The organism is Streptomyces sp. JNUCC 63 (genome assembly GCF_054366325.1).
In genome coordinates, this window is record NZ_CM135963.1 from 908,827 (window position 1) to 933,770 (window position 24,944).

General features: G+C 71.0%; 21 protein-coding genes and 1 pseudogene. 15 read left to right on the plus strand and 7 right to left on the minus strand.

What is annotated here, in order from left to right:
• Positions 1 to 361 precede the first annotated feature (361 nt).
• Positions 362 to 448: pseudogene (locus ACX25U_RS04170) on the plus strand (hypothetical protein); the annotation flags it as partial.
• A gap of 248 nt (positions 449 to 696) precedes the next feature.
• On the opposite strand, the gene ACX25U_RS04175 reads toward ACX25U_RS04170, so the two are convergent.
• Positions 697 to 1,935: a DUF418 domain-containing protein gene (locus tag ACX25U_RS04175; RefSeq protein WP_454394810.1), complete on the minus strand. Its 1,239-nt coding sequence runs from the start codon at positions 1,933 to 1,935 to the stop codon at positions 697 to 699.
• Between the two features lie 239 nt (positions 1,936 to 2,174).
• Here ACX25U_RS04175 and ACX25U_RS04180 point away from each other — a divergent pair, with 239 nt between their 5' ends.
• Positions 2,175 to 2,840 carry a response regulator gene (locus ACX25U_RS04180; RefSeq protein WP_454394812.1) on the plus strand — a complete coding sequence of 222 codons (666 nt, stop codon included), beginning with the start codon at positions 2,175 to 2,177 and terminating at the stop codon, positions 2,838 to 2,840.
• On the plus strand, positions 2,837 to 3,949 hold the full coding sequence (locus tag ACX25U_RS04185; RefSeq protein ID WP_454389167.1) for a sensor histidine kinase: 1,113 nt from the start codon (positions 2,837 to 2,839) through the stop codon (positions 3,947 to 3,949). Before ACX25U_RS04180 ends, ACX25U_RS04185 begins: the two co-directional genes overlap by 4 nt.
• Before the next feature lie 159 nt (positions 3,950 to 4,108).
• Here the strand turns inward: ACX25U_RS04185 and ACX25U_RS04190 are convergent, their stop codons facing one another.
• On the minus strand, positions 4,109 to 5,317 hold the full coding sequence (locus tag ACX25U_RS04190) for an acyltransferase family protein (protein ID WP_454389169.1): 1,209 nt from the start codon (positions 5,315 to 5,317) through the stop codon (positions 4,109 to 4,111).
• Between the two features lie 293 nt (positions 5,318 to 5,610).
• On the opposite strand from ACX25U_RS04190, the gene ACX25U_RS04195 reads away from it, so the two are divergent.
• The 4 genes from ACX25U_RS04195 (at position 5,611) to ACX25U_RS04210 (ending at position 8,959) form a co-directional block, all read left to right on the plus strand.
• The gene (locus tag ACX25U_RS04195; protein ID WP_454389171.1) at positions 5,611 to 7,506 is read left to right on the plus strand and encodes a CocE/NonD family hydrolase; all 1,896 of its coding nucleotides are present in this window, start codon (positions 5,611 to 5,613) and stop codon (positions 7,504 to 7,506) included.
• A 122-nt stretch (positions 7,507 to 7,628) separates the two neighbouring features.
• Positions 7,629 to 7,916 carry a hypothetical protein gene (locus ACX25U_RS04200; protein WP_454389173.1) on the plus strand — a complete coding sequence of 96 codons (288 nt, stop codon included), beginning with the start codon at positions 7,629 to 7,631 and terminating at the stop codon, positions 7,914 to 7,916.
• A 129-nt stretch (positions 7,917 to 8,045) separates the two neighbouring features.
• Complete coding sequence (locus ACX25U_RS04205) at positions 8,046 to 8,567, plus strand: DUF2231 domain-containing protein (RefSeq protein ID WP_454389175.1); 522 nt, start codon at positions 8,046 to 8,048, stop codon at positions 8,565 to 8,567.
• A gap of 17 nt (positions 8,568 to 8,584) precedes the next feature.
• Positions 8,585 to 8,959, plus strand: a complete 375-nt coding sequence (locus ACX25U_RS04210) for a DUF488 domain-containing protein (RefSeq protein ID WP_454389177.1) — start codon at positions 8,585 to 8,587, stop codon at positions 8,957 to 8,959.
• A gap of 11 nt (positions 8,960 to 8,970) precedes the next feature.
• Here the strand turns inward: ACX25U_RS04210 and ACX25U_RS04215 are convergent, their stop codons facing one another.
• Complete coding sequence (locus tag ACX25U_RS04215; protein WP_454389178.1) at positions 8,971 to 9,318, minus strand: carboxymuconolactone decarboxylase family protein; 348 nt, start codon at positions 9,316 to 9,318, stop codon at positions 8,971 to 8,973.
• Between the two features lie 134 nt (positions 9,319 to 9,452).
• Between ACX25U_RS04215 and ACX25U_RS04220 the strand changes: the two genes are divergently transcribed.
• The 7 genes from ACX25U_RS04220 (at position 9,453) to ACX25U_RS04250 (ending at position 18,020) form a co-directional block, all read left to right on the plus strand.
• Positions 9,453 to 9,941: a carboxymuconolactone decarboxylase family protein gene (locus ACX25U_RS04220; RefSeq protein ID WP_454389180.1), complete on the plus strand. Its 489-nt coding sequence runs from the start codon at positions 9,453 to 9,455 to the stop codon at positions 9,939 to 9,941.
• A 258-nt stretch (positions 9,942 to 10,199) separates the two neighbouring features.
• Complete coding sequence (locus ACX25U_RS04225; protein ID WP_454394814.1) at positions 10,200 to 13,847, plus strand: nitrate reductase subunit alpha; 3,648 nt, start codon at positions 10,200 to 10,202, stop codon at positions 13,845 to 13,847.
• A 56-nt stretch (positions 13,848 to 13,903) separates the two neighbouring features.
• Positions 13,904 to 15,532, plus strand: a complete 1,629-nt coding sequence (gene narH, locus ACX25U_RS04230) for a nitrate reductase subunit beta (RefSeq protein WP_458633802.1) — start codon at positions 13,904 to 13,906, stop codon at positions 15,530 to 15,532.
• Positions 15,529 to 16,215 (plus strand): nitrate reductase molybdenum cofactor assembly chaperone, encoded by a 687-nt coding sequence (gene narJ / locus ACX25U_RS04235; RefSeq protein WP_454389184.1) that lies wholly within the window; start codon positions 15,529 to 15,531, stop codon positions 16,213 to 16,215. The genes narH and narJ overlap by 4 nt, the downstream gene beginning before the upstream one ends.
• Complete coding sequence (narI, locus tag ACX25U_RS04240; protein WP_454389186.1) at positions 16,212 to 16,955, plus strand: respiratory nitrate reductase subunit gamma; 744 nt, start codon at positions 16,212 to 16,214, stop codon at positions 16,953 to 16,955. The genes narJ and narI overlap by 4 nt, the downstream gene beginning before the upstream one ends.
• A 548-nt stretch (positions 16,956 to 17,503) precedes the next feature.
• Positions 17,504 to 17,797, plus strand: a complete 294-nt coding sequence (locus tag ACX25U_RS04245) for a Scr1 family TA system antitoxin-like transcriptional regulator (RefSeq protein WP_454389188.1) — start codon at positions 17,504 to 17,506, stop codon at positions 17,795 to 17,797.
• A 22-nt stretch (positions 17,798 to 17,819) separates the two neighbouring features.
• Positions 17,820 to 18,020, plus strand: a complete 201-nt coding sequence (locus tag ACX25U_RS04250) for a DUF397 domain-containing protein (protein WP_454389190.1) — start codon at positions 17,820 to 17,822, stop codon at positions 18,018 to 18,020.
• A gap of 208 nt (positions 18,021 to 18,228) precedes the next feature.
• On the opposite strand, the gene ACX25U_RS04255 is transcribed toward ACX25U_RS04250, so the two are convergent.
• Both ACX25U_RS04255 and ACX25U_RS04260 read right to left on the minus strand, forming a co-directional pair.
• The gene (locus ACX25U_RS04255) at positions 18,229 to 19,680 is read right to left on the minus strand and encodes a flotillin family protein (RefSeq protein WP_454389192.1); all 1,452 of its coding nucleotides are present in this window, start codon (positions 19,678 to 19,680) and stop codon (positions 18,229 to 18,231) included.
• Between the two features lie 124 nt (positions 19,681 to 19,804).
• Complete coding sequence (locus tag ACX25U_RS04260) at positions 19,805 to 20,314, minus strand: hypothetical protein (RefSeq protein ID WP_454389193.1); 510 nt, start codon at positions 20,312 to 20,314, stop codon at positions 19,805 to 19,807.
• Positions 20,315 to 20,861: 547 nt separating this feature from the next.
• Between ACX25U_RS04260 and ACX25U_RS04265 the strand changes: the two genes are divergently transcribed.
• A complete protein-coding gene (locus ACX25U_RS04265) occupies positions 20,862 to 21,728 on the plus strand; it encodes a universal stress protein (RefSeq protein ID WP_454389195.1) in 867 nt (288 codons plus the stop codon).
• A 7-nt stretch (positions 21,729 to 21,735) separates the two neighbouring features.
• Here ACX25U_RS04265 and ACX25U_RS04270 read toward each other — a convergent pair whose 3' ends face one another.
• Both ACX25U_RS04270 and ACX25U_RS04275 read right to left on the minus strand, forming a co-directional pair.
• Complete coding sequence (locus ACX25U_RS04270; protein ID WP_454389197.1) at positions 21,736 to 22,764, minus strand: 6-phosphofructokinase; 1,029 nt, start codon at positions 22,762 to 22,764, stop codon at positions 21,736 to 21,738.
• A 102-nt stretch (positions 22,765 to 22,866) separates the two neighbouring features.
• Positions 22,867 to 24,792: an ABC transporter ATP-binding protein gene (locus ACX25U_RS04275; protein WP_454394816.1), complete on the minus strand. Its 1,926-nt coding sequence runs from the start codon at positions 24,790 to 24,792 to the stop codon at positions 22,867 to 22,869.
• Positions 24,793 to 24,944: the final 152 nt, after the last annotated feature.

Below are 24,944 nucleotides of genomic sequence, written 5' to 3' on the forward strand. Positions count from 1 at the left end.
GGTGACCCACAAGAGTCACTCGTGTGACGAGCACCCGCGCTGGACCGATTTCCGGCGGCACTTTTCGATCACTCCCTTCCACTGCGAGCCGGGCCTTCGCGGCGCCCATGAGAAGGGAGGTGGAGGGCCAGGTCGGTCACTGGCGCCGCGACTACCTGACCCCGGTTCCGCGGGTCGACTCCCTCGAGGAGCTCAACGAGGCATTCGCCGGTTCGAGCAGACCGAGGAAGACCGCCGGATCGGAACGCGCATCCATACCATCGGTCAGGGCTTCGCCCGCGCGGCCCCGCTCCGGCCGCCCCTGCCCGAGGCGCCGTTCGGGACCGGGCCGGCGTTCACCCCTCGCGTCGACCACTACGGCATGGTCGCGGTCCGTGCCTGCCGCCACTCCGTCCCGGTGCGGTTCATCGGCCTCACCGTCCACGTGCTCCTGCGCTCCAGCGAGGTAGTCGTCTTCCGCGGCCGGACCGGGATCACCCGGCACCCCAGGTTCACCACCAAAGGAGCCGAACGGCTGGTGCCGGACCACTTCCTGGAGGTCCTGCCGGCCAAGCCCGGCGCTCCGCCGGCCCCGAAGCGTTCGACCAGGCCCGCCGCGAAGGCACCTTCACCGCTGCTCACGAAGCGTTCCGGTCCGCGGCCGAGCACGCCCTCTGTGACCACCACACCGATGGTGTCCGTCAAAGCGGAGCAAGCTCATGGGATGCGCTGCGCGGGGCGGGTGGCGATATGGAGTACGTGCTCCAGGGGGCCGCGCCGGAAGCGGCGGGTCCATGTGGTCGCGAGGAGCGTGGCGGCCGCGATGAAGGCGAGGAGTACCGGGAGCGCGGCCATGGTGTCGGCCTCGATCGCGGCCACGTGCAGTACGTCGGTGAAGAACCACAGGGCGACGATGTGCAGGACGTAGGCGGTCAGCGCTGTCATCCCGACCTGCGAGACCGGCCTGGCCAGGCGTGTGAGGCGGGGCATCGTGTCGGCGACGGTCAGGCAGACGGCCAGCAGGACGAGGGCGAAGCCCGTGTTGCCGAGGATGGAGAAGGTGGTCTGGCTGTGGGGTGCGGCCACCAGCAACCAGGCTACCGGGGTGCCGTCCTCGGGTTTGCCGACGGTGTCGGACCACCACGCGGACGACGCCGACCCGCTGCCCGTGGCGTTCGCGATGATGGAAAGAGCGTGGGGAACCAGGCGTAGTGCCAGCCAGGAGCCGCCGTAGCCGAGCAGGGCGAGGGCGCCGCCTGCGAGGGCCAGCCGGGAGCGGACGCCGGACCCGGTGAGGTCGAGTCTGGCCACTGCCATGCCCGCGAGCAGGAACGGCATCCAGGTGAGGACCGGATACGAGCCGGTGATCAGGAGTTCCACCATCCCGTCGGTACCGGTGATCCGGGCCAGGGGGTCCCCGGCGATGACGGCGTCCGCCCAGTTCCCCTCCTTCACCGACTGCCGCAGCACGTAGAGGACCTGGGGAAGGACGAGTGCCTCCGCGGCGGCGATGAGCGCCAGCGTCCTGGCCCGCAGCCGGTGCAGGGGAAGGGCCATGAGGAAGATCAGTCCGTAGAAGCTCAGGATGATGTTGACCACGGTGTCCAGAGCGGTCAGAGCGTAACCGAGCGCCATGAGGACGACGGCGCGGATCACGATCCTCGCCACGGCCTGACGGCCGGCGCGCCCCGTCCTTGGACGCGGACGGCCGGTGATGATGACCAGCGAAAAGCCGGCGAGCAGCGCGAAGAGGGCGGAGCAGCGGCCCCGCGCCATCTCCATCAGGAATCCCACCGGCCCGCCGACCGTCACGTCGGGGCCGATGTGGGACGAGTACATGCCGAAGACGGCAAGCCCACGGGCCAGGTCGATACCGATCAGCCGCCCCGCCGACGGCGTGCCGGCGGAGGGGGAGGAATGACGAGCCTGAGGCTCGGCCCGGGTCTCGGATGACATCTCGGTCGGCACAGCCGGCAATGCGTTCTGCGTCATACTCTCAGCCTTTGCCACACACCCGGCGCCGTCACCCCGGTGTCTTGCCGAATGCACCCCGCCGACCGGCCGAAGCAACCCGGCCGACTGGCCAGGGGTGTGAAGCGTACGGCCGATCGGTGGGCAAACGCCTCCGACCCGTTCGGGGACGGCCCCGACGTGGGTACAGATCGCACGCGGGCATGCGACGAGCGGAGCGCTGGTTGATCCGGGTACTGGTGGTCGACGACGAGGCCCTGATCCGCGGGGGTTTCACGCACATCCTCAACAGGGCGGACGACATCGAGGTCGTGGCGGCGGTTCCCGGCGGCCAGGCCGTCCGGACGGTGCGTGAGTCGCACCCCGACGTCGTCCTGCTGGACATCCGGATGCCGGACGTGGACGGGCTCACCGTCCTGGCCGACCTCCGCCGCATGCCGGAGCCGCCGGTCGTGGCCATGCTCACCACGTTCGACGCCGACGAGTACGTGGCGACCGCGCTGCGCTCGGGCGCCGCCGGATTCCTGCTCAAGGACACCGACCCGGAGCAGCTTCCGCATCTCGTCAGGGCCCTGGCCGAGGGCGGGACGGTGCTGTCGTCGAAGGTCACTCGCACGGTGGTGGACGGCTTTCTCGGCACGGGTGCGCGCGAGCCCGCCGCCCGCCTCACCGCCCGGCTGACCCAGCGCGAGCGAGCGGTCCTCGTCCTCATGGCCGAAGGACTCGGCAACACGGACATCGGCAAGCGGATGCACCTGAGCACCGGCACCGTCAAGGGCCACGTCAGCGCCGTGCTCGGCAAACTGGAGGTCAGCAGCCGTGTGCAGGCCGTCCTGATCGCCGAGCGCGCGGGGCTGCTCGGGCCACCGCGGGACGGGGACGGTCGATGAACAACCGACGACCGCCCGCTCCGCTGCTGGACGCCGCCCTCGTCGGGGCCTCGTTGACGGATGCCTGGGTGAACGTCGACCTCACGGAGCAGCCGGCCATGGCCTGCGCGCTGCTCGGCGCGTGCGCCCTCGCCCTGCGACGTCGTCTGCCGCTGACGACCTTCGTGCTCACGGTCCCCACCGCCCTGATCACCGACGCGGTGTTCGCCACGACGGCAGCGCTGTACACGCTGTCCTCGCTCAGCCGCCACCGCGTCCTGCTGGCCGGCTGTGCCCTGGTCTACGGGATCACCGACTTCCTGCCCTGGCCGTGGTGGACCCTGAAGACGAACCAACTCGCCGGCACCCACAACCTCGTCCACCTCAGCTACACCCTGGCCACCGCCGCCGCTCCCGTCTTCCTCGGCCAACTCGTCCAGGCCCGGCGCGAACTGTCGCTGCGGCTCACCGAGATCACCGAGGCCCGCGAGCACGAACGGCTGCTCGCCTCCCAGAGCGTCCTGGCACAAGAACGCGCACAGCTCGCCCGCGAGATGCACGACGTGGTCTCCCACCAGGTCAGCCTCATCGCCGTACAGGCAGGGGCCCTCCAGGTCGGCAGCCGGGACGCCGAGACCAGACAGGCCGCGGCCACGATCCGGCGGCTCAGCGTGCAGACCCTGGACGAGCTGCGGCACATGGTCAGCGTGCTGCGCGCCTCCGGCATCCGCCCCACCGAGCTCACTCCCCAGCCGTCCCTCGCCGACCTGCGGCGACTGGTCGACGGCAGCGGCATCGAGGCCAAACTGGAGACGGACCTGCCCGAAGACCTTCCGCCCACGGTCCAGCGCGCCGTCTACCGCACCGTCCAGGAAGCCCTGACCAACGTCCGCAAGCACGCCTCCGGCGCGACGGCGACCGTTCGCGTCCGCTGTGCGGACGGTACGGTCCACGTCACCGTCACCAACACCGCTCCCACCCGTCCCTCACTCCCCCTGCCCAGCGCCCACCACGGCCTCGCGGGCCTGGGCCAGCGCGCCGAACTCCTCGGCGGCACCGTCACCGCCGGCCCCACGGCCGACGGCGGCTACGAACTCCGCCTGGAAGTGCCCGTGGTGCAGAACCGGTGACCGCGCCTGCCGGCGGGGAGCGGCGACCGGCTTTCGGTCGGGTGCCGACCAACGGCGGACCGTACGAAGAGTGCCGACGCGCCGCCGCCGAGCCCGAAGGCCCGCAACCGCGAACTGCTCGCCGCGGTGGGCCGGTTGCCGGAGTGCGGGTGATCCCGCTCAGGAGCGCATCCCGAACAGGAAGCGGGTTGTTCGTGTACGGCGGATCAGCAGTTCGTACAGGGCGAGGGTGAGGACGAGGGAGATCGCCACGAGGACGGCGTACTTGACCGGGATCGGCGCCGACCAGCCGACCACGAAGTAGGCGACGGCGACCACGACCGGCTGGTGCAGGACGTACAGCGGCAGCACGGCGGCGGCGAGATGGCGCCAAAGGCGCCGACGCGTTCTCGGAGCCGGGTCCGAGGCCGCCGACGGGTGCCGGAGCCGTCGGCGGTCGAGGAGGCCGGGGATGGCGAGTACCAGGCACCATCCGGCCGCACCGAACAGTGCCCGTGAGGCGGTGGCCAGGACGGTCGCTTCCGTCATGGGCTCGTCGGCCAGGACGAATCCGGGACCGGACGCCGCGAACAACACGACGCCGAGCCAGGCGGCAGGCCAGGCTTCGCGCCGCATCACGACGCGGAAGCGGTCGTCTGCGGCGAGTGTGAAACCGGCGATGAAGAACAGCAGGTACGACCAGCGGTGCCAGCCCGCGTAGTCCTGCTCCATCCCGGCGAAGGCACAGACCGCGGCGAAGACGAGGGCCGGCAGAAGCACGGCGCCGCGCCGGTGCAGCACCGCGTGCGCCGCCCGGTCGCCGATGCGGCGCACATGCTCGCGCGGCAGCCATCGCACGAACGGCGCCAGCATGAGCGAGAACGCCAACAGGAGTACGACGAACCAGAGATGGCCGGTCTCGAAGTGCTCGCCCTGGAGGAGGAAGGGGAACTCCGCGGGTACCAGGTGCACGTCGTAGAAACGGGGCAGGAAGCCGAGGTACGACTCGTGGTGGCCGGCGTCGGCCGAGCGCAGCCGCAGCCATTGCGGCAGCGGGTTCAATGCGAGGGTCGCGAAGACCAGCGGCACCCCCAGCCGCAGCAGCCGCTCCTTGGCGAAGCCGTCCGGGCCGCGGCGACGCAGCGAGTGCCAGGCGCCCAGGCCGGAGATGAGGAAGAGCAGCGGCATGGCCCATACGACCGCGAACCCGGCGGTGATCAGGACGACTTCGGTGGTCTCGGCGTTCTTGACGTAGAAGTCGTCGCCGTCGGCGAACACGAGCGCCGAATGGAAGAAGACCAGCCCGATCACGACCAGCGTCCGGATCGCATCCAGCTCCGGCCGCCGCTCCGGTACCACTGACCGCGCCGGTTCCGTGGGCGTCGCCATGCCCGTGCCCCCTCCACCGCCTGTGTGCGCACCAGTGTTGAGGGACCGACAGCAGGGCGCCATCCCCCGCAACGGATGCCGGGCCGTCGACTTTCGATCCGACAGGAATGGTGCGCGGGCTGGGGCAGAGAGCCGCCGCACCGGTAACACGCCACACTCACGGCACCGTTGACGCGTTTCAACGGTGATCATAGGCTCCCTCGCCGTCGGCTCCGGCGCGTTCGGCGGGTCAGGAGCCGCTGCTCGGCCGTACCACCTGCACCGCCCCGTCCCCACCATTCCGGGAGGAGCATGTGAAAAGACGTCGCACGGCCGCCTGGGCCGCCTCAGCGGTCGTCACCACCCTCGCGTTGACCGGTGCGCTCGCCGGCCCCGCCACCGCGGCGCCCGGCGTGGCGTCCGGGCCCGCCGCCACGGCACAGGCCCGGACGGGGTCGGTCGCCACCGCGACCGACCCCGTCACGCACGAGGAGAACGACCGCGTCCCCAAGGGCTCGGTCTGGACGCAGCACTACTTCCCGTCCTCGGACGGCTCCGGCACGGAGCTGCACGCCGACGTCCTGCTGCCCGAGGGACTGACCCAGGGTCAGAAGGTACCCGTCATCCTGTCGATCGGCCCGTACTTCGGGCACTCCGGGCAGACCGGCCCCGAGGGCTGGACGCACACCGGCCCCTCGTCCCGTTTCCAGGACTTCATCGAGGGCACCGACCTGTTCGCCCGCGGCTACGCCTTCGTCATGGTGGACCTGCGCGGTTTCGGCGGCTCCACCGGCTGCCTCGACTGGGCCGGCCCCGGCGAGCAGGCCGACGTCAAGGCCGCGGTCGACTGGACCGCGAAACAGCCGTGGAGCACCGGCGCGGTCGGCATGTACGGCAAGTCCTACGACGCCGTCACGGGCCTGATCGGCAACAACCTGGGCCAGAAGGCGCTCAAGGCCGTCGTCGCCCAGGAGCCCGTGTGGGACATGTACCAGTACATCTACTCCAACGGCGTGCCCCGCCCGAACGTCACCGGTACCGCCAACGCCTACAACTCCATCGCCACGATGGCCCCGATGGCGGACGACGACGCGCGCTACCAGGCCAATGCCCGGTGGGAGCAGACCCACCCGGAGTGCCTGACGCGGAATGCGGCCGGGTACAGGATCGCCGACCAGTGGGACAAGCACTGGACCGACCGTGACCTGGCGAAGATGGCCGAGGGAAGCCGCACTCCGCTGTTCGTCACCCAGGGCTTCATCGAGAACAACACCAAGCCCGAGGAGATGCAGGAGTACCTCGACAACCACGCGGGCCCCGAGCGCGGATGGCTCGGCCAGTGGGAGCACGTACGCGGCGGCGACCGCACCGGCGACGGGCGCCTGTCCATGGGCCGCGAGGGCTGGTACGACGAGACCCTCTCCTTCTACGACCAGTACCTCAAGGGCACCAGGCCGACGGTCCGCTACCCGGCCTACGCCGTGGAGGACTCCACCGGTGCCTGGCGCGCCCAGAACACGTGGCCGGTCGTGAAGCGGTCCGTCACCCTCCCGCTCGGCGGCGGCTCGTACGTGGACGACGGCGGCGCCTCCGGCCGCGCGGCCCTGGCCGCGTCCGGCGAGCCGACACCGCCGGCAACCGCACAGCCGTCCGGAAAGTGGGACATGGAGCACGCGCCCGCGATCGACCCGGCCGCCCCGAAGGGCCTGGCCAAGGGGCTGGCGAAGCTCCAGAAGGCCGGCAAGGTCACGTCGAGCTTCTTCGTGTGGTCCAAGCCGGTCGAGCAGGCCGTGCGCGTCACCGGCACCCCGCGGGTCTCCCTGACCGCCGAGGGAGAGGGCAACGTCATGCTCAAGCTGTACGACGTCGCTCCGGACGGTACCGCCGTCATGTTCGACGAGCAGGTCTCCCTGCTGCGCTCGGGCCGGATGACCGTGGACCTCAAGGCGACCGACTGGACCCTGGCAGCCGGGCACGTCCTGGCCGTGGAGATCGGCTCCATCCAGACCGGCTCGTGGCGTGCCACACCCTCCGGCGAGACGATCGCGGTCAAGGGCGCGCAGATCAGGCTGGCCCTGGACGATCCGGCCCGTGACAGCGCCACCGCCGGCGCCCGCTCACCGTTCCTGGACACCTACCTGCGCCAGTACACGGTGAACCTGCCGGCCGGTCCCGCGACGTTCACGGTGATCCCCGGCGGCCGCCTCTGACCCCCGGGCCGGCGTCGGCCGCCAAGGCTTCCGGGCAGAGCCCGGAGCACGGCCGACGCCGGCCCACACCCACGTTTCCCGATCGCCGGATACTCAACGGCACCAGCGGGTACTCGTCGGTTATGCCCAAGCAATTTCAGATCGAGCCCATGGGTGATCACGACTACCTGGTACGTGCCCGGTACAGCGGTGGTGTGATCGAGTCGCGGTTCCAGGCGAGCCCGGCCGTCGTCGTCCTGCTCGACGCGGCAGAGGCCGACGAACAGCGGGTGATCGAGGAGACCGCCCTCTACCTCACCGAGCGGCAGCCGGTCATGGACCTTCCTCCACTGATCGACCTCGACGACGTCGTGGCCGCCTACGGCGACCAGTACCTCGACGAACTGAGCCGGCGCCTGAAGCACGCATGAGGGAGGCCGCCCGGCACCCCGTCTCGTGGCGTCCGCAACCGTGCCCGGCGCTGTTGCGGATCCCACCGGCGGAGAGACGTTGAAAAAGGGCGCTTGACGCGTCCTCGCGGGGGTCACACAGGAGGCTTCATGTACAGCAAAGCCACGGTCGCCGGTCACCCCCTCCACCCCATGCTGATCGGCTTCCCGGTCGCCTTCTACGCGGGAACCCTCGCGGGCTTCGCCGTGTACGCGGCCACCGGACACCAGTTCTGGCTCAACCTGGCGATCGCGCTGAACGTCGTGGGCGTCGGCAGTGCGCTGCTCGCCGCACTCCCGGGACTCGTCGACTGGGCCTTCGGCATCCCGCGCGGCTCGGCCGCCAAAACCGTCGGCCTGGCCCACGCCGGCCTCAACGTCACCGCGCTCGTGCTGTTCGCCGTCAGCCTGGGGACGCACGTCACCCACTGGAACGGCCCTGCCACCGGGGCCACCCTCGGCCTGGCGCTCACCTCGGCCGGCGTCGCCTGCACCGCCGCCGCCGGTTTCCTCGGCTGGATGCTGGTTCAGGACTACCACATCGGCATCCGTCTCACCCCGGCACAGGAACGTGACGAACTCACGGTGCAGAACGTGCACCGGCTCAGCGCCCACCAGCGTCGTGTGGCCTGACCTGCGGGGGTGCCGTCATGGTGGAACAGATCACCTGCCGCCGCGTCTACGAGGAGACCTCGCCGCAGGACGGCAAGCGGGTTCTCGTCGACCGGGTCTGGCCCCGGGGCATGCGCAAGGAGGACGCGCACCTGGACGAGTGGCTGCGCGATGTCGCCCCGTCCAGCGAACTGCGCCGCTGGTACGGCCACGATCCGGCTCGTTTCGCCGAGTTCCGCCGCCGCTACCGTGACGAGCTGCGCGATGCGGAGCACCGCGAGGCGGCCGGGCACCTGCGGGACCTTGCCGCCCATGACCGGCTCACGCTGCTGACCGCCACCAAGGACGTGGACCACAGCCAGGCAGCCGTGCTGGCCGAGTGGCTGACCGGAACCGAGCGCGCCGGCACCTGAACCCGGGACCGTCAGTGGTGCGGATGCGGCGATGTCTCGTCCATCGCGTACAGGGCCAGGGTGGAGTGGGCGTAGGCGCCGCCGGCACGCATCTCGGCGGCGACCCAGATGGCCTCCATGATCTCTTCGGGTCCGGCTCCTTTGCTCCGCGCGAGACGGGTGTGCCCCTGGATGCAGTACGGGCACTGCGTGACATGCGCGACGGCCACGGCGATCAGCTGCTTGGTCTTCTCCGGCAGGGCTCCTTCGGCGAACACGGCACGGTTGAAGTTCTCGAACGCCTCGTTGACGGCCGGAGCGAGCTGCGCCCGGCGGGCGGCGATCTCGGGGGTGGCCGGGTGATAGACGGACTCGGTCATCTGCTCGTCTCCTGGTTCTCGTCCACGTCGTGCAGGATCCGTCGTATCAGCACGGGAGTGTCCCGGCAGGCGGGCCTGCGCCATCCGGGTGCGAGGTACTCGGGCAGCCGAACGCCGCGAGGAGGAGGCCGATCATGCGTGCTGACTACCGGAAGCTGTTCCCGAGCGGGGTCGGGGCGATGCTGAGGCTGGAACAGGCCGTGGCCGGCAGCGGGCTGGAGCCGGAGCTGCTGGAACTGGTCCGCATCCGGGCCTCCCAGATCAACGGCTGCGCCTACTGCCTGGCCATGCACCACCGCGACGCCCGGGGCCGTGGCGAGCACCAGACACGGCTGGACGTGGTGGCGGCCTGGCGCGAGGCGGAAGAGCTGTTCACCACGCGGGAGCGTGCGGCGCTGATCTGGTGCGAAGCACTGACCGAACTGCCCCGCACCGATGCTCCGGACGAGGACTACGCCGTCGTCGAGTCCGCCTTCACCCCGGAGGAGACCGCGGCGCTCACCTTCGCCATCGTGGCGATCAACGGCTGGAACCGGCTCGCCGTGGGCCTGCGCACCCCGGTCACCGGCCTGGAGGGTCTCGACCTGCCCACGCCGCCGCCCGGCCCCACCGAACCTTCGTGACGTCCGGCTGCGCGTCCTGCCGCCGCCGGCGCGAGCCGGCACCGGATCCGTACCCGCCGGCCGGACGGCGGGTGTCGCGCGGAAGCGCCGTCACCGGCCGGCTCACGGTGGCGTGACTCGAATGGCCCGGCGGGTCTGCGTCGCCGTGACCGTCCGCGGCCGCATCGTCTGCCGGAGGGCACGGATGACGGCCGCGGCGTACGGCAGGAGGCGAAGGGCGTGAGCACCGACCGAGTGGGTAGGGCTGCCGAGCGGCTGATGCGGTCGGCGCAGTTCTTCTTCCCCGGGGAGCAGTCCCCGGACCGCAGGGCGCTGTACCGGGAGGGAGGCCGCGGCGCGGAGGAGTTCTACCGGGAGCGGTGGCGGCACGACCGGGAGGTGCGCTCCACGCACGGGGTGAACTGCACCGGATCGTGCTCGTGGAAGGTGTACGTCAAGGACGGTCTGATCACCTGGGAGACCCAGGCCACCGACTATCCCTCGGTCGGCCCGGACTCGCCGGAGTACGAGCCGCGCGGCTGCCCGCGCGGGGCGTCGTTCTCCTGGTACACCTACTCCCCCACCCGGGTCCGCTACCCGTACGTGCGCGGCCCGCTGCTGGATCTGTGGCGCGAGGCGAGGGCACGGACGGCGGATCCGGTGGAGGCGTGGGCGTGGCTGACCGGGGATCCGGAGCGCTCGGCGGTGTACAAGCGGGCGCGGGGCAAGGGCGGGTTCGTGCGCTGCACCTGGCAGGAGGTCACCGAGCTGGTCGCGGCGGCGTACGTGCACACGGTGAAGCGCTACGGCCCGGACCGTATCGTCGGCTTCTCGCCGATCCCGGCGATGTCGATGACCTCGTACGCGGCCGGGACGCGGTTCCTGTCGATGATCGGCGGGACGATCTCCTCGTTCTACGACTGGTACGCCGACCTGCCGATGGCCTCTCCGCAGGTGTTCGGCGACCAGACGGACGTGCCGGAGTCCGGCGACTGGTGGAACGCCGGCTATCTGATCGTGTGGGGCACCAACCTGCCGATCACCCGCACGCCGGACGCGCACTTCATGACCGAGGCCCGCTACCGGGGGCAGAAGGTCGTGGTGGTCTCGCCGGACTACGGGGACCACACCAAGTTCGCCGACGACTGGCTCGCGGCGGCGCCCGGAACCGACGGCGCGCTGGCGATGGCCATGGGGCACGTGATCCTCACGGAGTTCTACCGCGACCGGCAGGTGCCCTGCTTCACCGAGTACGCCAAGAGCTACACCGACCTGCCGTTCCTGGTGCGGCTCAGGAAGCGTGAGAGCGGCGGGTACGTACCGGAGAAGTTCCTCACCGCCGCCGACCTGCCCGGATGGTCCGGGGAGGCGGGCGAGTTCAAGACGGTGCTGCTGAACGCCCTGACCGGCGATCCGGTGGTCCCGGACGGGTCGCTGGGCTTTCGGTGGACGCCGTCCGGGACCGGCCGGTGGAACCTGGAGCTGGACGGCATCGATCCACTGCTGTCCCTGGACGGGCGGGTGGGCCGCCGGCCGGTGGCGGTGGACCTGCCGAGGTTCGACACCGGGCCCGGCGAGTCCGGCTCGGTGGTGCGGCGCGGAGTGCCCGCGCTGCGGATCGGCGGGCACCTGGTGACCACGGTGTTCGATCTGGTGCTGGCCCAGTACGGGGTGGCCCGCGAGGGGCTGCCCGGCGCGTGGCCGTCGGGGTACGACGACGCGGACAGCCCGTACACGCCGGCCTGGCAGGAGGCGATCACCTCGGTGCCGGCGCGGGCCGCCGCCCGGGTGGCCCGGGAGTTCGCCCGGAACGCGGAGCGGACCCGGGGCCGTTCGATGATCGCGATGGGGGCGGGGACGAACCACTGGTTCCACTCCGACCAGATCTACCGCGCGTTCCTGTCGCTGCTGATGCTCACCGGCAGCCAGGGCGTGAACGGCGGAGGCTGGGCGCACTACGTCGGCCAGGAGAAGGTGCGGCCGCTGACCGGCTGGTTCCATCTCGCGTTCGGCCTGGACTGGCAGCGCCCGACCCGGCACATGGTGGGCACGCCGCTGTTCTGGCTGGCCACGGACCAGTGGCGCTACGAGGCGTTCGCGGCGGACGCCCTGGCGAGCCCGCTCGGCGCGGGCCGGCTGGCCGGGCGGACCCTGCCGGACTGCAACGCGCTGGCCGCCCGGCTGGGCTGGATGCCCTCGCACCCCGCGTTCGACCGCAACCCGCTGGACCTGTGCGACGAGGCCGAGCGGGCCGGCAAACAGGTGCCGGAGCACATCGTCGACGAACTCGGGGCGGGGCGGCTGCGGTTCGCCGCCGAGGACCCGGACGACCCGGCGAACTTCCCCCGGGTGCTGACCATCTGGCGTGCCAACCTGTTCGCGTCCTCCATGAAGGGCCACGAGTACATGCTGCGGCACCTGCTCGGGACGGACGACGCGGTCACCGCCACCGAGACCCCGCCGGGCCTGCGTCCCCGGGAGGTGGTGTGGCGCGAGCGGGCGCCGGTCGGCAAGCTCGATCTGTCGGTGGCCGTGGACTTCCGGATGACCAGTACCTGCCTGTTCTCCGACGTGGTGCTGCCCGCCGCCACCTGGTACGAGAAGTACGACCTGTCGTCCACCGACATGCACCCGTTCGTGCACGCCTTCAGCCCGGCGATCGCACCGCCCTGGCAGACCCGTACCGACTTCGACGTCTTCCACACCGTCGCCGCCGAGTTCTCGAGGCTGGCGGCCGTCCATCTGGGGGTGCGCCGCGACGTGATCGCGGCGCCGCTGACCCACGACACGCCGGACGAGCTGGCCCAGCCGCACGGCCGGGTGCGGGACTGGAAGGCCGGTGAGTGCGAGCCGGTGCCGGGAAAGACCATGCCCAGACTGATCGTGGTGGAGCGCGACTACGCGGCGGTGGCCGAGAAGATGGCCGCGATCGGGCCCCTGCTGGACACGCTCGGCACCTCCACCAAGGGCGTCACGTGGAAGCCGGACCGGGAGATCGACCTGCTGCGGCACGCCAACGGCACGGTACGCGGCGGGGCCGGCGACGGGCGGCCCTCCATCGCCCGCGACGACCTGTTCTGCGAGGCGATCCTGGCGCTGTCCGGCACCACCAACGGCCGCCTGGCGGTGGAGTCCTTGCGGGCGCTGGAGGAGAGGACCGGGGTGGTCCTCGCCGACCTGGCCGAGGAGCGTTCCGGCGACCGGATCACCTTCGCCGACACCCGGATCCAGCCCCGCTCGGTGATCACCTCGGCGGAGTGGTCCGGCACCGAGTCCGGCGGACGGCGCTACTCGCCATTCACCGTCAACGTCGAGCGCCGCAAACCCTGGCACACCCTCACCGGGCGGCAGCACTTCTTCCTCGACCACGACTGGATGGCCGAGTTCGGCGAACAGCTGCCCGTCTACCGGCCGCCGCTGAACACGGTCGCGCACTTCGGCGACCCGACCCGCGCCGCCGACGGCACCCCGCAGCTGGTGGTGCGCTACCTGACGCCGCACTCGAAGTGGTCCATCCACTCCGAGTACCAGGAGAACCTGCACATGCTCACGCTGTTCCGCGGCGGCCCGGTGATCTGGATGAGCCCGCTGGACGCGGAGCGGATCGGCGTGGCGGACAACGACTGGATCGAGGCGTACAACCGCAACGGTGTGGTGGCCTGCCGGGCGGTGGTCACCCACCGGATGCCCGAGGGCACCGTGTTCATGTACCACACCATGGACCGGCACCTGAACGTGCCGAGGACGGAGACCTCCGGCCTGCACGGCGGCGGCGACAACTCCCTCACCAGGCTGCTGATCAAACCGACCCACCTGATCGGCGGTTACGCCCAGTTCTCCTACGGGTTCAACTACATCGGTCCCACCGGCAACCAGCGCGACGAGATCACCGTCATCCGGCGGCGCAGCCAGGAGGTGCGGTTCTGATGACCCGTGACGGAGCCACCGCAAAACCCCGGGGCAAAGCCACTGTCGGACGCTGCATGGCCCAGGTGGCGATGGTGATGAACCTCGACAAGTGCATCGGCTGCCACACCTGCTCGGTCACCTGCAAACAGACCTGGACCAACCGGCCGGGGGCCGAGTACATGTGGTTCAACAACGTCGAGACCAAGCCCGGCGTGGGCTACCCGCGCCGCTACGAGGACCAGAAGCAGTGGAAGGGCGGCTGGGAGCTGAACCGCCGCGGCAGGCTGCGGCTGAAGGCCGGCGGCCGGCTGCGCAAGCTGGCGACCATCTTCTACAACCCCGAACTGCCCCCGCTCGACGACTTCTACGAGCCGTGGACCTACGACTACGAGAGGCTCACCACGGCTCCGCTGTCCGACTCCTTCCCCAGCGCGCGCCCCAAGTCGCAGCTCACCGGCCGTGACATGCGCCCGGTGCACGGCCCGAACTGGGACGACGACCTGGCCGGAGCGGCCGCGTACGCCGCCGCCGACCCGAACCTGGAGGGCCTGTCCGAGCAGGTGCGGATGGAGTTCGAGCGGGTGTTCATGTTCTACCTGCCGCGGATCTGCGAGCACTGCCTGAACCCGTCGTGCGTGGCCTCCTGCCCGTCCGGGGCGATGTACAAGCGGGAGGAGGACGGGATCGTCCTGGTCGACCAGGACCGCTGCCGCGGCTGGCGGTTCTGCGTCTCGGGCTGCCCCTACAAGAAGGTCTACTTCAACCACCGCACCGGCAAGGCCGAGAAGTGCACCTTCTGCTACCCGCGGATCGAGGCCGGCCAGCCCACCATCTGCTCGGAGACCTGCGTGGGCCGGCTGCGCCACCTCGGCGTGATGCTGTACGACGCCGACGCCGTCCTGAAGGCCGCCTCGGTCAAGGACGACAAGGAGCTGTACGAGGCGCAGCTGTCGGTCTTCCTCGATCCGCACGACCCCGACGTCCTGGCCGCGGCCGAACGCGACGGCATCACGCACGACTGGATCCAGGCCGCCCGGCGCTCCCCGGTCCACGCGCTGATCAAGCGGTACCGGGTGGCGCTGCCGCTGCATCCGGAGTACCGGACGATGCCGATGGTCTGGTACGTCCCGCCGCTGTCGCCCGTGACGGACATCGTGCACGCCACCGGCTACGACGAGGCCGATCCCGACCGGGTGTTCGCCGCCATCGAGTCGCTGCGCATCCCGATGGCGTACCTGGCGAACCTGCTCGCCGCGGGCGACACCGCGGTCGTCGAGGGCGTGCTGCGCAAGCTGACCGCGATGCGTGCGCACATGCGCGGGGTGCAGCTGGGCGACCCGGTCGACGAGCGGTTGCTGGACTCTGTCGGTATGAGCGCGCGGGACCTCGAGGACCTCTACCGGCTGCTGGCCATCGCCAAGTACGACGACCGCTACGTCATCCCGAAGGTGCACGCCGAGGGGTCCGGCGCGCTGATGGCCCAGCACTGCTCCCTGGACTACCCGGGCGGCACCGCGGACAGCGGAGCGCACACCCAGGACACACTGTCCGGCGTGCCCTCGCTTCCGGGGCTGTCGGCGCCGGACGGCGGCAGTCGGTTCCGCGACAGCGACGGCCGGGTCCGCTTCAACCTCCTCGGCTGGAACGGCACCGCTCCGGCCCCCGGCCTGTTCGGCGAGTCCGGTCAGGGAGGGGACCGGTGAGGAACCTCCGCCGCACCCACCACCGCGCCGACACACCGCTGCTGCACCGGATCACCTCGGTCCTGCTGCGCTACCCCGACCCGCGGACACTGTCCCTGCTCGACGACGTCACGGCCGCGATTCCCGCGATCGGCAACCCGGCCGACCGGCTCCGCCTGACCGCGTTCACCGACCGGCTGCGGACCCTCACCCCCACCGAGGCCGCGCAGGCCCACGTCGCGACCTTCGACCACACCCGCCGCCGCTGCCTGTACCTGACCTACTACCGCCACGGCGACACCCGCGCCCGCGGCATGGCCCTGCTCGCCCTCAAGCACACCTACCGCCAGGCCGGTCACGAACCTCCCGAGAGCGAACTGCCCGACCACCTGCCGCTGATCCTGGAGTTCGCCGCCCTCGCCCCCGAACCCGGCCACCGGATCCTCCTGCGGTGCCGGGCCGGACTGGAGATGCTCCGGCAGGCCCTGCACGAGCACACCGACCCCCACGCGCCCCTCCTGGACGTCCTCTGCGACCGCCTGCCGAGCCCCGACCGACAACAACGCGAGACGCTGCGCCGCCTGACCGCCGAGGGACCACCCGAGGAACACGTCGGCCTCGAGCCCATCGGCCTCGAGCCCTTCGCCCCGCCCGAGTTCCTGACCGGAACCGGAACCGCAGCCACGATCGGAGACGGCCGATGAGCTCCTGGGACCTGTGGTGGTGGGTCATCCTGCCCTACCTCGCCCTCGTCACCTTCGTCGTCGGCCACATCTGGCGCTGGCGCTACGACCAGTTCGGCTGGACCAGCCGCTCCACCCAGCTCCAGGAGCGCAGACTCCTGAAGTGGGGCGGACCGCTGTTCCACTACGGCACCTTCGCCGCCATCGCCGGACACGTCCTGGGCATCCTCGTCCCCGCATCGTTCACCCGGTGGCTCGGCATCCCGGAAGACGCCTACCGCTGGTTCTCCTCCATCGGCGGCACCGTCGCCGCACTGGCCGTCATCGCCGGTGTGACGGTGCTCTCCTTCCGCCGCACCGTGGTGCCCCGGGTCCGCGCCACCACCAGCGCCGTCGACTGGCTCGCCCTGATCCTGCTCGCCGTCGTGATCGTGCTGGGCATCATCCCGACCATGGGGATCAACCTGTTCGGCAGCGGATACGACTACCGCCGGAGCGTGGCACTGTGGTTCCGCGGCCTGTTCGCCGGCAGTCCCGACGTCCAGGCCATCTCCCACGCACCGCTGATCTACCGGATCCACGCCACCGCCGCCTGGGCCATCCTCGCCGTCTGGCCCTTCACCCGGCTGGTGCACGCCTGGAGCTACCCCCTGTGGTACCTGTGGCGGCCCTACGTCCTCTACCGCGGCCGCGTCCCCGCCCACCCCACCGAGCCGGGCACCAGCGGCCGCCGCTGGCGCCGCATCGGCGCGGGCTACTGACGCCCCGGCGCGGTACCGACCGACCTCGCCACCCGTACCGATCCCCGCACGGAGCCCGACCTGCCTACCCGGTCCTCGGGCGGCACACCGCCGCAGCTCTGCGCCCAAGCCCCGCCACCTGGCCGACCCTCCTTATCACCGCAGGCAAGGAATGGCGCCACTTCTGAGCCGTCGAGGCCTCCCGCGGAGCTCGATGGGCGCCCTTGGACTGCCCACCACCTTCTCCGACGGCAGGACGACGCCGACCACACGGCGTGAAAGCCGTGCCCAGCACCGCACTGGAGTCCCGCCTCCTGCGCCTGGGCGACACAAGGCGCCAGGTGCTCCGCGCCGAACCGCACACCGAGTCCTTCGCCGCCCTCGCCGCGACACGCACGACGCTCACCTTCCACTCCCCACCTACTTCCAACGCAGCAACGAACCCGACCTCACCCCCGCCCCCTCCAGATCGAGGACACCGCCTGACAGGGCCTCCAACACGCCCCGCGCATGACCTCTTCAACCGCTGGCCTCCGCCGTTCACGACCTTCACCATCGAGGAATCCGTGGTGCGTCGTCCGCTCGGCGGGTGGGACCTTCATCGGGAACAACTTGAAGCGCTGCTCAGGTTCGGCAGGCTACGCAGTGGGGAGTTTCAGGTACTGCCGATGGAACGCAAGGAGCACCCCAGCCTGGGCGGGCCGTTCATCCTGCTCGCCCCGAAGGGAAAGCCCCAGGTGGTGTACCTGGAAGTGCAGCACATCAGCCGCCTGATCACGGATCAGGACGAGGTACGTGTCCTTGCCGTGGCTACGGCAGCATCAGGGCGCAGGCACTCACGCCAGAGGAGTCACCGACCCTGATCGAGAGGATGCTGGAGGACCGATGAACGTCGAACAGCCCGCACGGCTGGACTGGTTCAAGAGCAGCTGCAGCAGCGGCGAAGGAGGTGCGTGCGTCGAGGTAGCCGCCGACGCGACCGCCATGCACGTACGGGACTCCAAGGAACGCGGCGGCCCCCACCTCGCGTTCACGCGCAGCACATGGGCCGGGTTCGTCGTGGATCTCGGGCGGGACCGGAGCTGACCGATCCGCCCGAGGCCACAGTGCTCAGGACCCGTGGCACGGCCCCTCCCTTGGCGGCGTGGTGCCGGCCGCCTCACCGAAGGCCCGGGTTCGGGTGTGCGGGGTCAGCAGGCGTTGCAGGCGGCCCCGGAAACAGTGGAGCCCGGGCGCTGTTCGGGCGTCCGGGCTCCGTGGTCAGGGGTGTCGGTGTGTCACCCCGTTCCAGGTTCTACTCGGTGGTGTCGACCTTGATGTGGGACGGTTCGGCCGAGGCCGGAACCGAGGACTCGGCCTGCTCCGGGAGCTTGGTCGTGCCGCGTCCGGTGATGTTCTGGAGGAGCTGGGCGAGGTCGACGCCGGTGGTGGAACTGAGGAGTTCCATGCCCTGGGCGACGTTGTCGGCGACCGTGCGCGGGAGTTGGCCCGCGCCGTCCGTGGAGATGACGGTCAGCTTGTCCACGGCGGACAGCGGCTCGGCCGCCTTGCCGACGACCTGCGGCAGCACCTCGACCAGCATCTGGAGCACCGCCGCGTCGCCGTACCGCTCGAAGGCGTCGGCCTTCTTGTGCATGGCGTCGGCCTCCGCCGCGCCCTTGGCGGCGATCGCGGCCGCTTCGGATTCGCCCTCGATGCGAACGGCCTCGGCGAGCGCCGCACGGTGGGCCTTCTCGCCCTCACCGGTGAGCCGTGCCCGCTCGGCGGCCGCTTCGGCCTCCTTGACCAGGGCGATGCGGTGGGCCTCCGCCTCCTGCTCGGCCCGGTAACGGGCGGCGTCGGCGGGCTTGCGGACCTGGGTGTCCAGTTCGCGGTCGGTCAGGGCGGCCTGCCGGGCGGCGACCTTCTCCTGCTCCTGCAGCACCTCCTGCTGCCGGGCGGCCTCGGCGAGCGGGCCGGCGGCGTTGGCGCGGGCGGCGGCCTCGTCCGTCTCGGCCTTGATCTCGGCCTGCTTCAGGGCGTAGGTGCGCTGGGCGATCGCGATCTCTTCCTCCGCCTTGAGGCGGGCCTGCTCGGAAGCGCGTCGGGCGACGGCCTCGGCGATGTCGGCCTCCTGCTTGGCGCGGGCCGCCTCGGGCCGGCCGAGGTCCTCCAGGTAGGAGCCCTCGGTGGTGATGTCCTGGATCTGGAAGGCGTCCAGCACCAGCCCCTGCCCGGACAGGCTGGCCTCGGCCTCCTCCGCGACCTGTCCGGCGAAGGCGGCCCGGTCCCGGATGATGTCCTCGACGGACATCCGCCCGACGATGGAGCGCAGCGCGCCGGACAGCACCTCCTGAGTGAACCCGACGATGCCGTCCTGCTGTTGGAGGAAGCGCTGGGCCGCGGCGCGGATCGAGTCCTCGGTGCCGCCGACCTTGACGATGGCGACGCCTTCCAGGTTGGCCTTCACCCCGCGCAGCGTGACCGCGCCCCGGACGGCTATCGGAATGTGCCGGCTGGACAGGTCGAGGGTGAACTTCTGCTGGACGAAGGGCACGACGAAGACACCGCCGCCGACCACGACCTTCTGGCCGCTGTTGTCGGTGGAGACGCGGCCGGTCTCGGGGTCGGTGGACTTCTTGCCGCGCCGTCCGGTGACGATGAACGCCTCGCTGGGACCCGCGACCTTGTAGCGGGTGACGACCACGAGGGCCAGCAGGACCAGGAGTACGACGACTCCGATCACGGCGATCAGTACAGGACTCATATGTGTGAAATCCCCTCAGCCCTCCCCGGGGGACGGCGAATTGGAACGGATCGGAAACGGACGCGGAAGGAAGATGAAGCAGCGGGCGTGTGGACGTCGTGGTGTGGCGCGCCACACCGGCCGGTCAGTGCTCGACCGGCCGGACCGCGACCGAGGTCGCGGACAGCGCCGACTCCACCCAGACCTCGGCACCCCGCGCCACGGGCACCGAACACTTCGCGGCCAGCTTCAGCGGCTGTCCGGCGAGATGCACCAGCACCTCGCCGTACCCCTCGGCCGGAATGGCGGTCACCACGGAACCGGAGCTGCCGACGAGATCGCCGCCCCGTGGAGCGGCAGCGCCCTGATCCCGCATCAGGGCGCTGCTGAGTTTCCACGTCAACCAGCCCGCGGCGACGCCCGCCGCCACGCCGATCGCCGTTGCCCCCGTGACCCCCAGCCCCGTGGTGCCGAGTGCGATCGCCCCGCCGAAGCCGAGCATGGACACGAATCCGGCGATGACCGGCAGCGACAGCAGCCCGTCGAACAGCCCGTCCAGCACCCCGCCGAAGAGGCCTTCCAGGATCCCGTCGAAGATCAGCGAGAGCACCAGCAGGACCAGCCCCGCGATACCGAGACCCACAAACCAGCTCATTCGGGCCCCGCTTTCGCTCGACGACCCCCCTCGCGTGCATATTGCCATGCGATCGGGTGACAATACATTGCCCGCTCCCGGCAATCCTTGCACGTTCTTGATGCCGCCTTGACACCGCCTTCGCCCGGACGTCGACGTTCCGCTGCGGCTCGGACACGGTGCACGGACGCGGGAAGTTCGACGGCGATACGGGCCGCCGCCCTGGAGGCCGGCCCGTGCTCTGCCGGAAACCGTGCTGCCCCGGGTCGGGGGCGGCTCGCACCATGGGCAGCGCTTCCGCTGCCGGGGACTGGAAGCGGCGGCGGACGAGCGGTGGTCGGTGCCGCGCCCACGACGCCCTGCGCGCCGAGTGCCTGCCGGCCGCATTGCCCCAGGGACGGCGCGACTTCTCCGGTGGTGTGGCCGGGGATCCCCGGCCACAATGGTCGTCAGGGCCGGCCCGTAAGGGGTCTCCTCGCCATGAGCCGGACGGCCGTCGAACGCAGAAGCAGGAACGGGGCTCCTTCGGCTGCCGCACACACGAGGTGGTGCCGGGAAGGGGTGCGGAATGACCCGCTCTGTCGTGGTCGGGATCGACGGGTCCCGGGAGAGTCTCGCCGCGGGCGAGTGGGCCGCCGAGGAGGCGGGCCTCCGAGGACTTCCGTTGCGTCTCGTGCACGCCGCCGCGGCCCCTGTCCCTGAATCCGACTCTGCCGAACTGCCGGTTGTCCTCTCCTGGCGGCAGCGGGGCGAGGACGCGCTCCGGCGCGCTGAAGCCGATCTTGCCGCGCGGCATCCCCAGGTGACGACGAGCGACGTGCAGGTCGCCGACTCCGCCGCGGCCGCCTTGCTCTCCGCCTCCCCGACGGCCGGGCTCCTTGTCGTCGGAGCGCGAGGAGAAGGCGGGTTCGACGGCCTTGCGGTGGGCTCGACGGCGCTGGCGGTGGCGAGTGCCGCCCCCTGCCCCGTCGTGGTCGTGCCCGGGAGCCCGTCCGCCGTACACCATGAGGCGGAGGTGGCCGTGGGCGTCGATGCCGGGCGCGTGGAGGAGTCGCTTCTGGACTTCGCGTTCAGCTCCGCCCGGCTCCGTGGCGCCCGGCTGCGTGTGGTGCACGCGTGGACTCTTCCGGGTGTTCCGCTGTCGGCTGCGCCGGCGGTGCCCGAAGAGGACCGGGCGGCGTGGGAGGACGAGGAAGTCCAACGGCTGTCCGATGTGCTCCGTGGCTTCGAGGACAGGTATCCGGGGGTCTCCGTGTTGCCCGACGTGGTGCTCCTGCACCCGGCCCATGCGCTGGCGCAGGCCTCTCAGCGAGCCGGCCTGCTCGTCCTGGGGCGGCTTTCGGGCCCGCGGGCGGCCGAGCGCCGGCTGGGACCGGTGGCCCACGCCGTCCTGCACCACGCCCGCTGCCCGGTGGCCGTGGTACCCCACCTGTGACCTGGCGTCAGGTCCCGAAGAACACGTCGAACTCCGCGTACAGGTCCGGCGGGACCCGCTTCACGCGCCTGGCCGCGTCCGTGAGCGGGACTCGTACGATGTCCGTGCCGCGCAGGGCCACCATCGTGCCGAAGTCGCCGTCCCGGACCGTGTCCACCGCGTGCAGGCCGAAGCGCGTGGCGAGCCAGCGGTCGTACGCGGACGGTGTGCCACCACGCTGGACATGTCCCAGAACCGTCGTGCGCGACTCCTTCTCGGTGCGTTTCTCGATCTCCCGGGCCAGCCAGTCGCCGATCCCGGACAGGCGCACGTGTCCGAACTCGTCGCGCGACTCGTCCCTGACCACCATCTGTCCGGCCTTGGGAACCGCTCCCTCCGCCACGACGACGATCGGCGCGTAGTTGATCTCGAAACGCTTCTCCACCCAGGCACACACCTGGTCGAGGTCGAACGGGATTTCCGGGATGAGGATGGCGTTCGCGCCTCCCGCGACGCCCGCGTGCAGAGCGATCCATCCCGAGTGGCGTCCCATCACCTCGACGACGAGCGTGCGCTTGTGCGACTCCGCGGTGGTGTGCAGACGGTCGATGGCCTCGGTGGCGATGCCGACAGCGGTGTTGAAGCCGAAGGTGTAGTCCGTGCCGCCCACGTCGTTGTCGATCGTTTTGGGCACGCCGACCAGATGCACCCCGGCCTCGGACAGCGCGGTCGCGACACCGAGCGTGTCTTCGCCACCGATGACCACGAGGGCCTCGACCCCGTGCGCGCGGAGAGTGTTCTTGATTCGGTCGGCGCCCTCTTCGAGCCGGAGGGGGTTGGTGCGGGAGGAACCGAGGATCGTGCCGCCGAGCGGCAGGATGCCGCGGACGGCCGGAACGTCCAGCGGCACGGTCATGTCCTTGACCGCACCGGCCCACCCGTCCACGATGCCGACGAACTCCCAGGCGTACTCCTGCACCCCTTTGCGTACGACACCGCGGATCACCGCGTTGAGACCGGGACAGTCGCCGCCACCGGTCAGCACTCCAACCCGCATCGCTTCTCTCCCTCGCCCCGCACGGACCGTGATGACGCACGTGGATCCATTCCCAGCTTGAACCCATACGGGGCGCGGCGCACGGCGTCGCCTCTCGTGCCGTCAGCCTGCCGGTCGTGCCGCCGTCCAAGCCACCGTCTCCCCGGCCACGGCGATCCTTCGCACCCCGTCGGGCCGCTGTGCGAACTGCGTGCGGTACAGCTCCGCGTACCGGCCGTCCGCCGCGAGGAGTTCCTCGTGGGTGCCCCGTTCGGCGATCCGGCCCTGCTCGACGACCAGGATGAGGTCCGCGGCGCGGACCGTGGACAGCCGGTGGGCGATCACGACCGCGGTCCGGCCCTCCAGGGCCTCGGTCAACGCCTCCTGGACGGCCGCCTCGGAGGTGTTGTCGAGGTGGGCGGTCGCCTCGTCGAGGATGACGACCCGCTGTCGGGCCAGCAGCAGCCGGGCGATGGTCATGCGCTGGCGTTCGCCGCCGGAGAGACGGTAGCCGCGCTCGCCGACGACCGTGTCGAGGCCGTCGGGCAGGGAGTGGACGAGGTCGTCGAGGCGGGCGCGGCGCAGGGCGTCCCACAGTTCCCCGTCGGTCGCCGAGGGGCGGGCCAGGAGGAGGTTGGCGCGGACCGAGTCGTGGAAGAGGTGGCCGTCCTGGGTGACCATGCCGAGGGTTTCCCGCAGGGAGGCGAAGGTCAGGTCGCGTACGTCGACGCCGCCGACGCGCACGGCGCCCTCGTCGACGTCGTACAGGCGGGGCAGCAGCCCGGCGATCGTCGACTTGCCGGCGCCGGAGGAGCCGACGAGGGCGACGGTCCGGCCGGGCTCGGCGCGGAAGGAGACGCCGTGCAGGACCTCGTCGCCGCCGCGGGTGTCCAGGCTCGCGACCTCCTCCAGGGAGGCGAGGGAGACCTTGTCGGCGGACGGGTAGCCGAAGCGGACGCCGTCGAACTCCACCGCGACCGGGCCGTCCGGCACCTCGCGGGCGTCCGGCTTCTCCTTGATCAGTGGTTCGAGGTCCAGCACCTCGAAGACGCGCTCGAAGCTGACCAGGGCGCTCATCACCTCCACGCGCGCCCCGGCGAGCGCCGTGAGCGGCGCGTACAGCCGGGTCAGGAGCAGGGCCAGCGAGACGATCGCGCCCGGCTCCAGGGTGCCGCGCAGGGCGAAGAAGCCGCCGAGGCCGTAGACCAGGGCCAGGGCCAGGGACGACACCAGGGTGAGCGCGGTGATGAACGCGGACTGCGCCGTCGCCGTACGGATGCCGATGTCCCGCACCCGGCGGGCCCGCGCCGCGAACTCCTCCGACTCCTGCTCGGGGCGGCCGAAGAGCTTGACCAGGGTGGCGCCGGGGGCGGAGAAGCGTTCCGTCATCCGGGTGCCCATCGCCGCGTTCAGCGTGGCCGCCTCCCGCTGCATGCGGGCCATCCGGCTGCCCATCCGGCGGGCCGGCACCACGAACACCGGCAGCAGCACCAGCGCGAGCAGCGTGATCTGCCAGGAGAGAGTGAGCATGACGGCGAGGGTGAGCAGGAGTGTGACCACGTTGCTCACCACGCCGGACAGGGTGTTGCTGAAGGCCCGCTGGGCGCCGATGACGTCGTTGTTGAGGCGGGAGACGAGCGCTCCGGTACGCGTGCGCGTGAAGAACGCGACCGGCATCCGCTGCACATGGTCGAACACGGCCGTGCGCAGGTCGAGGATCAGTCCCTCGCCGAGCGTGGCCGACAGGCGTCTGCCGAGGATGCCGAGCGCCGCCTCGGCCACCGCGATCAGCGCGATGAGCAGGGCCAGTCGTACGACCGTGCCCCGGTCGCCCCGTGACACGATCACGTCGACGACACGGCCGGCGAGCACCGGGGTCGCCACGGCGAGCAGTGCGGTCACCACCCCCAGGGCGACGAACAGCGCGATACGGCGGCGGTGGGGGCGGGCGAACGCGCCGATGCGGCGCAGCGTGGCGCGGGCGAGCGGACGGCGCTCCTGCTGGGCGGTCATGACGCTGTGCAGTTGCGTCCAGGCGGTGGTCTCCATGCTCATGGAACAAAACCTAGGACCTCGAGCGACCTTGAGGTCAAGGCTTCGCCTCCGCGGTCGCCTCCCCGCCCGGGACAGGCCCCTGTCGAGTCGCGGGCGCTCACGGGATATCTTGATGTCGAGTAATGTTGCAGACGTGGAGCGGAGCA

What these genes read in the sequence shown, in the direction of transcription:
- ACX25U_RS04265 (WP_454389195.1), top strand. Translation starts at nt 20,862, where the DNA reads ATGACCCGCTCTGTCGTGGTCGGGATCGACGGGTCCCGGGAGAGTCTC.
- ACX25U_RS04250 (WP_454389190.1), top strand. Translation starts at nt 17,820, where the DNA reads ATGAACGTCGAACAGCCCGCACGGCTGGACTGGTTCAAGAGCAGCTGC.
- ACX25U_RS04220 (WP_454389180.1), top strand. Translation starts at nt 9,453, where the DNA reads ATGCGTGCTGACTACCGGAAGCTGTTCCCGAGCGGGGTCGGGGCGATG.
- ACX25U_RS04210 (WP_454389177.1), top strand. Translation starts at nt 8,585, where the DNA reads ATGGTGGAACAGATCACCTGCCGCCGCGTCTACGAGGAGACCTCGCCG.
- narH (WP_458633802.1), top strand. Translation starts at nt 13,904, where the DNA reads ATGGCCCAGGTGGCGATGGTGATGAACCTCGACAAGTGCATCGGCTGC.
- ACX25U_RS04275 (WP_454394816.1), bottom strand. Translation starts at nt 24,792, where the DNA reads ATGGAGACCACCGCCTGGACGCAACTGCACAGCGTCATGACCGCCCAG.
- ACX25U_RS04200 (WP_454389173.1), top strand. Translation starts at nt 7,629, where the DNA reads ATGCCCAAGCAATTTCAGATCGAGCCCATGGGTGATCACGACTACCTG.
- narI (WP_454389186.1), top strand. Translation starts at nt 16,212, where the DNA reads ATGAGCTCCTGGGACCTGTGGTGGTGGGTCATCCTGCCCTACCTCGCC.
- ACX25U_RS04270 (WP_454389197.1), bottom strand. Translation starts at nt 22,764, where the DNA reads ATGCGGGTTGGAGTGCTGACCGGTGGCGGCGACTGTCCCGGTCTCAAC.
- ACX25U_RS04190 (WP_454389169.1), bottom strand. Translation starts at nt 5,317, where the DNA reads ATGGCGACGCCCACGGAACCGGCGCGGTCAGTGGTACCGGAGCGGCGG.
- ACX25U_RS04225 (WP_454394814.1), top strand. Translation starts at nt 10,200, where the DNA reads ATGCGGTCGGCGCAGTTCTTCTTCCCCGGGGAGCAGTCCCCGGACCGC.
- ACX25U_RS04255 (WP_454389192.1), bottom strand. Translation starts at nt 19,680, where the DNA reads ATGAGTCCTGTACTGATCGCCGTGATCGGAGTCGTCGTACTCCTGGTC.
- ACX25U_RS04260 (WP_454389193.1), bottom strand. Translation starts at nt 20,314, where the DNA reads ATGAGCTGGTTTGTGGGTCTCGGTATCGCGGGGCTGGTCCTGCTGGTG.
- ACX25U_RS04215 (WP_454389178.1), bottom strand. Translation starts at nt 9,318, where the DNA reads ATGACCGAGTCCGTCTATCACCCGGCCACCCCCGAGATCGCCGCCCGC.
- ACX25U_RS04185 (WP_454389167.1), top strand. Translation starts at nt 2,837, where the DNA reads ATGAACAACCGACGACCGCCCGCTCCGCTGCTGGACGCCGCCCTCGTC.
- ACX25U_RS04205 (WP_454389175.1), top strand. Translation starts at nt 8,046, where the DNA reads ATGTACAGCAAAGCCACGGTCGCCGGTCACCCCCTCCACCCCATGCTG.
- ACX25U_RS04175 (WP_454394810.1), bottom strand. Translation starts at nt 1,935, where the DNA reads ATGTCATCCGAGACCCGGGCCGAGCCTCAGGCTCGTCATTCCTCCCCC.